Here is a 12,581-nt window from a genome sequence, read left to right as displayed (position 1 = left end):
ATGCAAAGGCTTAGTTCACAAGGATTTGTGATTCACCGTCGACCTTACCGTGAAACCTCTATGTTAATTGATGTATTTACCCAAGCATTTGGTCGAATCTCAGTGGTGGCTAAAGGTGTACGAGGAAACACTAAATCTGATCGAAAAAGTGTTTTACAGCCTTTGCAGTTGATTTCTCTAGAATGCTCAGGCAAGTCTTCACTTAAAAACTTGATCAATGCAGAACAGGTTAATCAGGCTTATGCTTGTAAAGGTAACGCCTTGTATAGCGCTTTTTATATTAATGAGCTATTGCAACGGGCGTTGCCAGAATCAGAAGCTATTGAAGACCTTTATGCCCAATATGTGATGACGCTCGCAGCTTTGTCTGAACTTGAAAATCCAGAATTACTTGCATTAGAACCCATTCTGAGAGAATTTGAATTTTGTCTGCTAGCAAATATGGGGTACTTGGTCGACATTTCCAGTACGGCTGATACCGGGCAGGAAATATTGCCAGATGTGACCTACCAATATGTCAACGAAGTAGGTTTTGTGTTTTCAAACAACCCAAGTGTCAGTTTGATATCTGGTCAAAGCATCTTAGATTTACAGCAAAAAACCTATAATAAAGCCAGTTTACAAGTAGCCAAATACATAGTCAGAATGACGCTTCCCTTAGTGATAGGTGATAAACCACTAAAAAGCCGAGAGCTATTTAAAAAACGCTAAGCTACAACTTGCGACAAAAATGTGATTAAAAGCGCATATTTAACAGGTTTTTGCCGGATATTTTTTGATATAATTCCAGCAACTTACTTCAGTAGAAAACTCTTATGCATGATATTTTACTTGGTGTGAATATAGATCACATAGCGACTTTAAGAAACGCACGTGGAACCTCGTATCCCAATCCAGTACACGCAGCTGATATAGCAGAACGTGCAGGCGCAGACGGAATCACAGTGCATTTAAGAGAAGATCGACGCCATATTAAAGACCAAGATGTGTTCTTGTTAAAACAAACCATTAATACCCGATTAAACCTCGAAATGGCGGTTACTGATGAGATGTTGGCTATTGCCCAAAAAGTGCTGCCTGATTTTTGTTGCTTAGTACCTGAGAAGCGCGAAGAATTGACCACTGAAGGTGGGTTAGACGTGGTGGGTAACTTGTCTCGCATTAAAGATGCTTGTCGTCAATTAAGTGAGCAAAATACTCAAGCATCTTTGTTTATAGATGCGGATGAAGCTCAAATTGAAGCTTCGGTAGATGCAGGCGCCCCCTATATTGAAATCCACACCGGACAATATGCAGAGGCAACTAACGAGCACCAAGCTCAACATGAGTTGCAAAAGCTAATTCAGGGTATTCAATATGCTCACCGTTTAGGGTTAAAAGTAAATGCTGGGCATGGATTGCATTATCATAATGTGAAACCAATAGCGGCAATTCCAGAATTAATTGAATTGAACATTGGCCATGCCATTATTGGCCGTGCGGTGTTTGATGGATTAGCCAAAGCAGTAGCAGATATGCGTGCACTGATGCAAGAAGCTAGGAACAGTAATTTATTATGATTCTAGGTTTGGGGACTGACATTGTGGAAATTCAGCGCATTAGTAAAGCGCTATCTGCATCAGAAAAGCTTCCGCTACGTTTGTTAACTGAGAACGAACAGCAAGAATATGCCCAAAGCAAAGACAAAGCCCGTTATTTAGCCAAGAAATTTGCCGCAAAAGAAGCTTTGGCAAAAGCTATGGGAACAGGCATAGGTCGAGGAATTGGCTGGCAGCATTTTGAAATTGGGCATGACGCTTCAGGTAAACCGCTGGTGTCGTTGTCTCAAGGGGCAAAACAATGGAGCGAAGAACATAAGGTTACTCATATCCATATAAGTATTTCTGATGAAGTGCATTACGCCATTGCCACAGCAGTCATAGAAGCCTAAAACCATGGCGCGTATTTTTAAACCCAAAGCGAATAAAACCAAACCGTCGCGACAAACGGTTAAAATTGACGTTGTAGATGATCAGGGCATTGGCATTTGTCTTTCTACCCAGCCAATCACGCTTGTAAAAGGCGCTTTGCCAGAAGAGCTGGTTGATATTGACGTTACTAATGCGAATAAACAAGTACAACAGGGCAAGATAATACGGGTATCAAATCCAAGTGATTTAAGAGTGAGTCCATTTTGTCAGCATTACAATGGGTGTGGAGGATGTAGTCTGCAGCATCTGTCTCAAGAAAAAGGGATTGATTTAAAAATGCAGGCATTTCAACGACGATTGGCGCACAAATATGACATTTCTCAAGAGGTTTGGCATCCACCCATAACATCGAATCAATCCTATCGTAGAAAAGTACGTATGTCGGTGGATGCACGTAATCCCAAGCATGTCAAAATCGGCTATCGAGCTGCCAACTCAAATAACATAGTGGATATAGAAAATTGTCCTATTTTAACGCCCGGATTGCAGCCGGTGGTAAAGAATGTTTTGCCGGTATTAAAAAAGCTAAAAGGGATTAAAAAGTTAGGACATATTGTTTTTTTAGAAACCGATAATGTACAAATAGTGTCGCTCCATTGTACCGGCGTCTTGCCCTCAAATGATGTGAATGACTTAATAGAGTTTAGTGATAAGCATGGCAGCAAACTTGAAATATCCTCGGAACAAGAGCAGCAGTATTCAAACCTAAATGATAAGGATCTGATAGTAACCGGATATCAAGAATTACGACTTAATACTTCCACAAAGGATTTTCTGCAAGTTAATCCCCATGTCAATCAGCAAATGCTATCTAAGGCAATGCAATGGCTAGCGCCAGAAGCTGATGATGTTGCCTATGATTTTTTTGCTGGTGCTGGGAATTTTTCGTTAGCCCTAGCATCCAAAGTCAATCAGGTATTCGCGTACGAAGTGTCTCAGGAAATGGCTGAACGTTCCTTGGTCAATGCAACCAATAACAAGATAGATAACCTGTTCAGTCAGCAAGCTAATTTGGATGATATTGAAGACGTAAAAAAGATAAAAATAAAACCTAATGGCATAGTGGTGTTAGATCCAGCGCGTGCGGGGGCTAATACGCTGTGTCAGATGCTTGGAAGAAGTAAAGCTCGAAAAATACTCTATATTTCCTGTAATCCAAGTTCTTTTTTACGTGATATAGAACATTTAATGCAAAGTTATGCTGTTTCAAGTATAGGTGCTTTGGATATGTTCCCGTATACTGAGCATATGGAGCTGATGGCGTTATTCGAACGAAGAGACTCATAGAAGTAAAGGATTAGGTGTTATGGTATCTATAAGACGTGTTCACCAAGACCAACGGCCTGGTTTTGATGAATGGTTAACTCAGTTACCTCTGGCAGAATCTACCAAAGAAAAGCTTAGAAGTATTACAGATACCCCTGACATTTTATTGATTGGTCAGGAAATGGTTGAAATTCTGCATGATCTGCAAATGGATGACGACACCTTGCAAGCTGCGCTCGTGTATCCCTACTGCCAAATCCATACGCTAGATTTCGATGAAATAGTGGCAAAATTTGGCGCTGAAATTGCCGAAATTATCATGAAAGTCCGCAAAATGGACGCCATCAAAACAGCCAAATCTCGCCAACAACAAAGTAGCGAACAAGTAGAAAACTTACGCAATATGCTGTTAGCTATGGCTGAAGATGTACGTGCTGTTGTAATTAAAATGGCTGAACGCATTTGTACCCTGCATCAAATTAAACAACAAGATGAAGAAGAGCGCGTTATGGTGGCCAGAGAATGTGCGACTATTTATGCGCCCTTGGCCAACCGTTTAGGTATAGGTCAGTTAAAGTGGGAATTAGAAGATTTATCTTTTCGTTATTTGCATCCTGGCACCTATAAAAATATTGCCAAACAACTAAAAGAAAAGCGTAGTGAACGAGAGCAGTACATTGCCGATTTCGTTGACTCATTGCAGCATTTATTGAATCAGGAAAATATCAAAGCCGAAGTCATAGGCCGACCTAAACACATTTACAGCATTTACAAAAAAATGCAGAAAAAGCATCTCAATTTTGAACAGCTGTTTGATATCCGCGCGTTAAGAATAATCGCCGATAGGCTTCAAGACTGTTACGCCGCTTTAGGCACTGTGCATGCAAACTTTCGCCATATTCCGGCTGAGTTTGATGATTACATTGCGACCCCAAAACCAAATGGATATCAAAGTATTCATACGGTAGTGGTGGGACCCCAAGGTAAATCCATTGAAATCCAAATTCGCACCCAACAAATGCATCAAGATGCTGAGTTGGGGGTTGCTGCCCATTGGAAATACAAAGAGGGTAGCGCCGGTAAGCAGGCAAACATGGATGAAAGAGTCAAATGGTTACGTAAGATTCTGCAATGGCAAGAAGAGATGGCAGATTCAGGGGATCTGTTAGAAGAATTTAGAAATCAGGTGTTTGAAGATCGTGTGTATGTGTTCACTCCTCACGGCGATGTAATCGATCTTCCTTCAGGCGCTACACCGTTAGACTTTGCATATTATGTGCATAGTAACGTTGGCCATCGGTGCACGGGCGCTAAGGTCAACGGACGAATTGTTCCTTTTACCTACAACCTGCACACAGGTGACCAGGTTAATATTCTGACCAGCAAAAACAGTACGCCATCTCGTGATTGGGTACATCCTGGTTTGGGATATGTACATACTGCACGTGCGAGAGCTGCGATTCAAAGCTTTTTCAAAAAGCTCGATAAAGATAAAAACCGTGACGCGGGTAAAGAACTTCTCGAACGTGAACTGCATAAAGTTAATCTTTCAGCAAAATTAGCTGAAGAAGTGATTACTAAATACAACGTGCAAACCTTAGATGATTTGTATGCCGCTATAGGTACCGGTGATGTGCGCGTCATGAATGTGGTTAACAGCATTCAACAGTTACATACACCAGAAGAACCTAAAGCGCAGGTGTTGGCAGAAAAGCCCAAAACCAGACGTAAGGGTAAAGGTCAGGCCATAGTCGCTGAAGGTGTGGGGAATCTTTTAAGTAGCCTCGCTAAATGCTGTCAACCTGTGGCTGGGGACAAAATTGTGGGTTTTATCACTCAAGGTAAAGGCATAAGTGTGCACAAAGAGAATTGTGCGCAATTGCAAAATTTACTAAATCAGCACCCAGAACGAGAAATTGAAGTGATGTGGGCTGGACAAGAGCAGGGCAGTTTTCAAACCCAGCTTGATCTTTTCACCGTTGATAGAACGGGATTACTACGTGATATCACGACAGAATTGGCAAATTTAAAAGTCAGTTTATTGGGCGTAAAAAGCCATAGTGATACCAAAAAAGGCACCGCGTTAATTCAGCTCACAGTGGAAGTGGTGAATAAAACCAACCTGATGCAGTGTATGCGCCGCTTACAATTGATTGAAGGTGTGTCATCGGTTACGCGAAAGTAATTCTTTTAAAATCTCCTTAAAGCCGCAAGTTTATTGCATAAAGCTTGATAAAAAACTTTGAATTTCCTTACAAATCTGTATAATTCGCGACCTGCCCAGTTACACCCACCTTTGGGAAAGGTGGAAGATCAGCAAGCTCGAAGGGGCTAACGTGTTGATATAACTTGTAATTAATTTATTTTTCGGGTGATTATTTAATGAAAACTTTTGTTGCAAAGCCAGAAACTGTAGAACGTGACTGGTACGTGGTTGACGCCACAGACAAAACTTTAGGTCGTTTGGCTGCTGAAATCGCAACCAGACTACGTGGTAAGCATAAGCCAGAGTACACGCCTCACGTGGACACTGGTGATTACATTGTTGTTGTGAACGTGGAAAAAATCCGTGTAACCGGAAACAAAGCGTCTGACAAGATGTATTATGCTCACTCTGGTTATCCAGGTGGTTTGAAGGAAACAACTTTCGAGAAGCTTATTGTTGCTAAGCCAGAAATGGTTTTAGAAAAAGCTGTGAAAGGCATGCTTCCTAAAGGCCCGCTAGGTCGTGCAATGTTCCGCAAGCTTAAAGTATTTGCTGGCGCAGAACATACGCATCAAGCGCAACAACCACAAGTTTTGGATATTTAAGGAGCGAGCAAAATGGCAGATACTCAATACTACGGCACAGGTCGTCGCAAAAGCTCTACTGCTCGCGTATTTTTACGTCCAGGCAGTGGTAACATCGTAGTTAACAAGCGTCCACTAGATGAATTCTTTGGTCGTGAAACAGCTCGCATGGTTGTTAAGCAACCTTTAGAGTTAGTTGAAATGTTAGACAAGTTTGACCTATACGTTACTGTTAAAGGTGGCGGTATTTCTGGTCAAGCTGGCGCTATCCGTCACGGTATTACCAGAGCATTGATGGAATATGATGAAGGTCTACGTCCAGCACTTCGTAAAGCTGGCTTCGTTACTCGTGATGCACGTCGCGTTGAACGTAAGAAAGTTGGTCTACATAAAGCACGTAAGCGTCCACAATTCTCAAAACGTTAATCGTTTGTTGTGGTGCACTGCACCTGCACAAAATGCAAAAACCCAGCCTCGGCTGGGTTTTTTTATGCTTGTCTCTCTTTAGAGCCTGATTACACCATTTGAAAGACGCTGTAAAACCATCCATGGGCGCTCTGCGAAATCATCCATGATTTCAAATAGCGTAATCAAACTGTAAACTGTTAGCGAGTTACAATTTTCTCGCCATTTCATTCATATACTGTTGTGAGAACGCTTTTGCTTCATCCAATGTCTTAGTGTAGTCCAAATTCACTCGGGCTTTGTTGCGAGCAGCAAAATCTAAGTTCATTAGGCAAGGGTAAAGTTCAGTTACAAATCTACGAGTAAAGTTTTTATCGCTAGAAAATGGTTTTTTCGTCGGACAGCTATGTCCAGGGGATAGATACTTTTCTTTTTCTAATGCGGCATATAATTCATCTAAATAGCCCCAAATCTGATTATATTCGGCTTGGTTAAACTCAAAGGGTGCGCTGGGTAAAGTGTTTGTCATAGTAAACTCTGGGAGTTTATTTTCTTTTTTCTGGCTTTGGTCTTCTAAAAAAGTTAAATATTCAGATAAAAAATTAACACTAGTTTTTTGTATATCTTGTGCGGCTTCAAATTTCAGTCTACTTAATCGCCCTTGGCAATTTAATAAACTGCTCTTAACGCTTGTAATTAGAAGATCCTTGCGTAATTCATTTAAGCGACCACTTTTTATGGTTTGCAAATACTGACCGCATAAATTAAAACGCACACCTTGCTTATTCAGCACCCCATTAACGTCGTCAAGATAGTCACTTATCTGTATGAGTTCTTGTTCGCTCAGTTGATAGGGTTTATTAGGAAGCGTTTTTGTTACAGTAAGTTGCTTGCGTTCTTGCTTATTAAGTTTGTCTTCATATTGTTCAGCAAAGGCTACCAAAGATCGTATTTCATCAGTTGGCAACAAATCCACTTTTTGCACTATTTGCTGAACGCAAGTTGATAACCCTCCGATATGACCGCGCAATTGATTATCATTTTGTGGATATCTGCTAAACCTAAATATGACGCCTTGGCAATAACTTGGCCATTGAGACGGCCCTGCTGCTTTTCCATTAGATGTGGCAGTTGCTACTTCTTTTTCAAAAACTGAGGTTCTAAGTTTTTCAAGGTGTTCTTTGATTTGCTTAAATTCTTCAGCGGAATATTGAAATTCTGGCTTTGGCAATGCAGCCTGTGCCGCAAAAGACAAGGTAAAAAAAAGTAAACAGAAGCTGATTAAACGAAGCTGAGAAAATTTACTTGGCATCTGATAATTCCTTTTATTATTGGCGGCTAACACCGCAAATAGTCACTTTGAGTTCAATGAACTCAAATAATCAATAAAGTACTATATAGAGAAAAAATACCGATGCCAAGTTCTGCAATTACAGGGTCATAAACTATTCATACTGAGGTTTAAATTTGGCTTTTGTCGCCAGTTTAGTGCTCAATTTTCCGGTCACAGCCCATACCAAAAGGGCAACCCAAGCTACCCAAGAAAAAATGGCTGGAATATTAAGTAACGCAATCTTTCCTGCATGTTGACGGTTAAATGCAAGTGCTAACAAACTGGGTAAAAACCAAACGACTAAGAAAAACAAGGTGAATAAAACTAGAAAAGCGAAATCAGCTTGTTGCCATGCGGTTGAAATTGCAGTAAAAAATTGTTGTATTGTTTCCATCTTAAAAATCCTCATTGGTTAATATTCAGGATTAGAGTCAGCAATCATGGAAGAACTGTTACATAAATATTTTTTATTTTTTTTCGTAACACTTAATGAGTCAGTTAAGACTAATAGCAGTAAAGGGAAAGTTTTATTTGCAATTACGGGAATTATTTTTGAGGTCAATGGGTAACTCAACTGAGTCTTTAGAGGAATTTTTGCTCGATTTGTGGGAACAGAATCGAGGTGCAATAAGCCGAACATTAATGGCTTGTGAAGCTGATCTATCTTTAAGGCAAGATTTAAAACAAGATCTTTATTTAGCGCTTCATCAATCATTGCAGCGAATAAAAGATGCAGCCAATCCTCGCGCTTATTTGTTTCGTATAATGCACAATGTTACCGTCGATCATATCATTAAAGCTCAGAAACATAAATATGAACCTCTGAATGAGGATGTAAACCAAGAGCCCACTCAAACGACACCTTCTCAGCAATTGTTCGAACAACAGCAAAGTCAGCAACTGATGCGCGCAATAAGACAATTGTCTCCAGCAAACAAGCAGGTCATTTTGTTACTAATGGAAGACATAGATGCGGTTGAAATAGGTGAAATATTGCAAATTTCTCATGGCGCGGTGCGAGTAAGAATTAATCGCGCCAAAGTAGAACTTAAGGAACTAATGCAAAATGACAGATGATTTAGATATATCAGTACTTGCGAAAAGTTGGCAACAACAGCCTCTGTTAGAGGATGCACTGCCAAACGAGAATGATTTGAAAGAAGCCCAAGCTAGAAAAAGAAAACAAAAATACTTGTTGTATGTTGATTGGGCTGGCGCATCAATAATGTTAGCGGCGGCTACTTGGCTAACCGCCACTTCGTCAGATTTTATTGGTTACTTCACTGCTATTTTTTTAACTTTCGGTGCGGTTGGCACTTTGTGGGTCAGCTCTTTCATTCACAAGCCAATTTTACATTATGCCAATTGGAGTAGTGAGGGGGTTCTTAAATTTCGACAAAAAACCTGTGAGTTTAGTTTGCGTTATTTTCGAGTTGCTCAATTCAGTTGTTTGGCATTAGTCATTTTTACTTTAGTTTTTTGGGGAATGTATTTACACTCGTTAGCAACGAACGGCTATAACTTGTTGTTGTTTTACTCCTTTGTTGTATCTCCTTTGTGCTTGATTGGAATGGTCATTTTTCAAAGCAAAGTGAATGTGAAAAAGCTTGAGTTAGAGTGTTTGAAAGAAATAAGCCAGACCTTTGTTGACTAAAGATTCGACTCGATCACAAATTCTAATGTTGGGTCTGCGGTTTACAATATTAGATATCAATCTCATAAGAAACGAGTGAAATCAGTCTAAATCCGTGGAAAGTTTTTTTATTAGCATTTTATCAGCAATGCCCGAATTGAATTTGGCTCAAGCAATTGGCTTACTGAGTTATTTCTTGGGCATTCTTACTTTTTTTCAACATGATGATAAAAAGCTAAAAGTGACTATGTTGGTTATGAACCTCAATCACGCACTTCATTTCATTCTTCTGGGTGCGACGGTTTCATGTTTGAGTGCGCTCTTAAGCGCCTTGAGAACCGGTCTTTCAATTTATATACGATCAGCTTGGTTGGCCTGGATATTCATCTTCATTGCCGTCATTTCAGGCGTAGTGATGGCAGATCATTGGTTCGAACTCTTTGCTATTCTTGGTGTGTGTATCGGAACCTATGCATTGTTCTGTCTGCACGGTATTAAGATGCGGATAGCATTTTTATTAGGGGCTTTTTGCTGGTTAACGAATAACATTCTCGTTGGGAGTATTGGTGGCACCTTACTTGAGCTGACCCTTATTGCAGTGAATCTCAACACGATTCGACGGTTATTGAATCATCAAAAGCAGCATGCATAATCCTATCACAAGCTTATTGTTTTACATCCTCCGCTTTTTTAGTGTTGAGTGCTTGCCCCAATGCAAAGAAATAGCCCAAGAAATGTTTTTGAATCAGTGCAAGCTGCTGATGATTCGGATATAAGCCAATTTTGGCTTCATTACTTTGCTTTGTACCTGCCACTAAGAAGTGATTAGTAATAGTAGATTCCTGTACAACGCGCTCAAAAGCTCTGGCCGCTAGTTCTTGCGGTCGAGCATAATAAAAACTATTCAATTGTTTATCAGCTTTAATACTGACCCGCACTAAATCACTTGAATCTTTGGTGACAGGGTTTAAGAAAACGCTTTCAAATGCATCAAAAAGTGCATTATTCAAGGGATGCAACACCGGTTTAGCTAACTCGTTAAGCCACAATTCACTGGCGAATACAGTATTTGAAGCGCCATCAAATGCATGAGGAGCAATGTAATGGTCATAGGCATGAAACCATTCATGAGCTAACGCCCCTCCGCCAGCATTCTTCGCTAAGCTAATGGTTCGAGTTGCCCCATTATAATGGGCTTGTACGTGTTTGGAACCACCTGTTCCATAAGCTAAAGACAAACTACCTCTTAAAGAAATAGCTTCAGGAGGAATCGATAAAATGTCCATCAGATCACAAAATGCATCAAAAAACAGGTTTGCCGCCTTTTGCTGTTGCTCTTTGGTAACCCAATTTCCAACTTTAGCACTTTTAAAACCGAAGTATTTGACGATATCAGCAAAACTGACGTCTGCGCCATCTCTGTGTGATGCACCGTTACGGAAATAGACTTTATTTATTGAGGATTTGGAATTTTGCACGATTTGGGTTTTAAGCTTTAATACTTTTAAACGTAAAAGATCCTATCAGAATTTATACTTTGCTCAATGACAAATAAAAGTCTTCCCTATGTTTATTGCTTTAAGAGGCAATTTGCATTTTAGGGTTGGCACTACAGTTTTTAAATATCTCAGGGCGTGAAGCGGAAGCAAGCAACAAAGAATCGTCATTCCGTTGCAAAACGGAATCTCCTTGAAACAAAACAATAGTACTAACTGACAATTTTGCAATTGCGAATAAAACTAGTATTGTGAAGGGACAACAAGCCAAAATAAGACTTATTGAAAATGGATTTTAGAAGGTACCTGCTTGTAGCTGCAGTCATTTGTTCCTTTGCCGCTTACGGGAGTGAACTAGAAAAGGATTTATCTTTACATCAAAGCATTCGTGCTGAGTTACAGCAAGTTTCTCAAGAAAGTGATATTCCTGGTTTTTCTGTAGCAGTAGTCAATCAGCGCGGTGAAATCTATAGCGAAGGGTTTGGCAAAACAAACCTAGATGGCAAAGCTCGATACACTGCGAACACCCCACAAAAAGTAGCTTCTATCTCGAAAGCTTTATTAGGCATAGCACTGCTAAAGGCTCAGGAACTGGGTATGCTGAGTCTCGAAGATCCTATCGATAAATATTTCCCTTTCGAAATTAGAAACCCTAAACACCCAGGACAAGAGATTCACCTAAAACATTTAACCTTACATACTTCGTCATTGAGAGATACGCGCGATATCTTTGAACATTCATATATTCTTCAACAAAAAGAAATTGCAGCAAACAAAAAAGTACTGCCTTTCTTCAAAAAATCAGACGAAACGATAAGTCTCTCGAAGTTTTTTACCAATAGCCTGTCTACAAATGGCGAATGGTATGGAGAAGAAAGCTACTTTGATTTTGCTGCGGGGGAGGAAAGAAGATACTCAAATCTAGGCGCCGCAATTTGCGAATACATTATTGAAAAAGTGTCCAAACAGGATTACGCATCTTTCACAAATAAGCACATTTTTGAGCCATTAAATATTAAAAATGCGGTGTGGGACTCTAATGAAGTTGGAACCGAATCAAGCTTATTTTTTGATAACTCGACGTCACTAGCTAAGTATAAAGGCTTTAACAAAGCAGATGGTGGTTTGATTATTTCAGCCAGTGAATTAAGTTTGTTCTTAGTTGAGCTTATAAATGGATACATGGGAACGGGTACGCTCTTAAAAGCAGAGAGTTACAATGAGTACTTTGATTTGCAAAGCTTTCCAGATCAAGATCGTCGATATGGAATTTTTATTGAATCTAGGCCAAAAACGTTTGGTTTTGATGACAGCGTAATAGGTTTAATGGGAGCTGATCCTGGTTTGTTAACCGCGATGTTTTTTAATCCCGAAACAGGTATGGGAAAGATCATGCTGTTAAACATTGAGCCGAGACAAAAAAGTACAAGGGATGGAATAAATAAGATTTGGAAAGCCATTTTAGATTTTGAAGCTAAAGCTGCAAAAATATACATCAACTGAACTTGTAACTTACTAATCTGATATTTCCAAACTTGTTCGCCTTCAAGCTTTCCAGTTTATTGCGTACGTGAATCGGAAGTAAGCAACAAAGAATCGTTATTGAGCTAGCTACGAAGAATCGTCATCGTGTATATGGACTCCCTTTTCAGATCAAGGATTATTTGGACATTTTTAGGAAGAATGCA

14 protein-coding genes are annotated in these 12,581 nt (G+C 39.9%); 11 read left to right on the top strand and 3 right to left on the bottom strand.

The genetic code is table 11. The annotated features are described in order from the left end of the window. The 7 genes from recO (at window position 1) to rpsI (ending at window position 6,452) form a co-directional block, all read left to right on the top strand. A complete protein-coding gene (gene recO, locus ACNKW3_RS18010; protein WP_427400722.1) occupies window positions 1–711 on the top strand; it encodes a DNA repair protein RecO in 711 nt (236 codons plus the stop codon). Window positions 712–815: 104 nt separating this feature from the next. Next, window positions 816–1,559, top strand: coding sequence for a pyridoxine 5'-phosphate synthase (pdxJ, locus tag ACNKW3_RS18005; protein WP_427400721.1), 744 nt, complete (start codon window positions 816–818; stop codon window positions 1,557–1,559). Then, entirely contained in the window at window positions 1,556–1,930 is a 375-nt protein-coding gene (gene acpS, locus ACNKW3_RS18000; RefSeq protein ID WP_427400720.1) for a holo-ACP synthase, read from the top strand. Before pdxJ ends, acpS begins: the two co-directional genes overlap by 4 nt. 4 nt (window positions 1,931–1,934) lie before the next feature. Further along, window positions 1,935–3,257, top strand: coding sequence for a 23S rRNA (uracil(1939)-C(5))-methyltransferase RlmD (gene rlmD / locus ACNKW3_RS17995; RefSeq protein ID WP_427400719.1), 1,323 nt, complete (start codon window positions 1,935–1,937; stop codon window positions 3,255–3,257). 19 nt (window positions 3,258–3,276) lie between these two features. After that, window positions 3,277–5,421, top strand: a complete 2,145-nt coding sequence (gene relA / locus ACNKW3_RS17990; RefSeq protein WP_427400718.1) for a GTP diphosphokinase — start codon at window positions 3,277–3,279, stop codon at window positions 5,419–5,421. Between the two features lie 197 nt (window positions 5,422–5,618). Next, the gene (rplM, locus tag ACNKW3_RS17985; protein WP_427400717.1) at window positions 5,619–6,047 is read left to right on the top strand and encodes a 50S ribosomal protein L13; all 429 of its coding nucleotides are present in this window, start codon (window positions 5,619–5,621) and stop codon (window positions 6,045–6,047) included. Window positions 6,048–6,059: 12 nt separating this feature from the next. Further along, window positions 6,060–6,452 carry a 30S ribosomal protein S9 gene (gene rpsI, locus ACNKW3_RS17980; RefSeq protein ID WP_427400716.1) on the top strand — a complete coding sequence of 131 codons (393 nt, stop codon included), beginning with the start codon at window positions 6,060–6,062 and terminating at the stop codon, window positions 6,450–6,452. A 187-nt stretch (window positions 6,453–6,639) separates the two neighbouring features. Here rpsI and ACNKW3_RS17975 read toward each other — a convergent pair whose 3' ends face one another. Continuing rightward, entirely contained in the window at window positions 6,640–7,743 is a 1,104-nt protein-coding gene (locus tag ACNKW3_RS17975) for a hypothetical protein (protein ID WP_427400715.1), read from the bottom strand. 133 nt (window positions 7,744–7,876) lie between these two features. Continuing rightward, window positions 7,877–8,158, bottom strand: a complete 282-nt coding sequence (locus ACNKW3_RS17970; protein WP_427400714.1) for a superinfection immunity protein — start codon at window positions 8,156–8,158, stop codon at window positions 7,877–7,879. A gap of 167 nt (window positions 8,159–8,325) precedes the next feature. On the opposite strand from ACNKW3_RS17970, the gene ACNKW3_RS17965 reads away from it, so the two are divergent. From ACNKW3_RS17965 to ACNKW3_RS17955, 3 genes are all read left to right on the top strand, one after another. After that, window positions 8,326–8,841 carry an RNA polymerase sigma factor gene (locus ACNKW3_RS17965; RefSeq protein WP_427400713.1) on the top strand — a complete coding sequence of 172 codons (516 nt, stop codon included), beginning with the start codon at window positions 8,326–8,328 and terminating at the stop codon, window positions 8,839–8,841. After that, a complete protein-coding gene (locus ACNKW3_RS17960; protein WP_427400712.1) occupies window positions 8,831–9,418 on the top strand; it encodes a hypothetical protein in 588 nt (195 codons plus the stop codon). Before ACNKW3_RS17965 ends, ACNKW3_RS17960 begins: the two co-directional genes overlap by 11 nt. 127 nt (window positions 9,419–9,545) lie before the next feature. Beyond that, window positions 9,546–10,049 carry a YgjV family protein gene (locus tag ACNKW3_RS17955; RefSeq protein ID WP_427400711.1) on the top strand — a complete coding sequence of 168 codons (504 nt, stop codon included), beginning with the start codon at window positions 9,546–9,548 and terminating at the stop codon, window positions 10,047–10,049. Window positions 10,050–10,062: 13 nt separating this feature from the next. Here the strand turns inward: ACNKW3_RS17955 and ACNKW3_RS17950 are convergent, their stop codons facing one another. Continuing rightward, a complete protein-coding gene (locus tag ACNKW3_RS17950; RefSeq protein WP_427400771.1) occupies window positions 10,063–10,878 on the bottom strand; it encodes a CLCA_X family protein in 816 nt (271 codons plus the stop codon). A 303-nt stretch (window positions 10,879–11,181) separates the two neighbouring features. Here ACNKW3_RS17950 and ACNKW3_RS17945 point away from each other — a divergent pair, with 303 nt between their 5' ends. Next, window positions 11,182–12,396 (top strand): serine hydrolase domain-containing protein, encoded by a 1,215-nt coding sequence (locus ACNKW3_RS17945; RefSeq protein ID WP_427400710.1) that lies wholly within the window; start codon window positions 11,182–11,184, stop codon window positions 12,394–12,396. Window positions 12,397–12,581 lie beyond the last annotated feature (185 nt).

Origin of the sequence: Glaciecola sp. 1036 (assembly GCF_050306235.1) — a bacterium.
Classification (GTDB): domain Bacteria; phylum Pseudomonadota; class Gammaproteobacteria; order Enterobacterales; family Alteromonadaceae; genus Glaciecola.
Note: the sequence above shows the minus strand (reverse complement) of the source record. Positions and strands in the feature narration are given on the sequence as shown.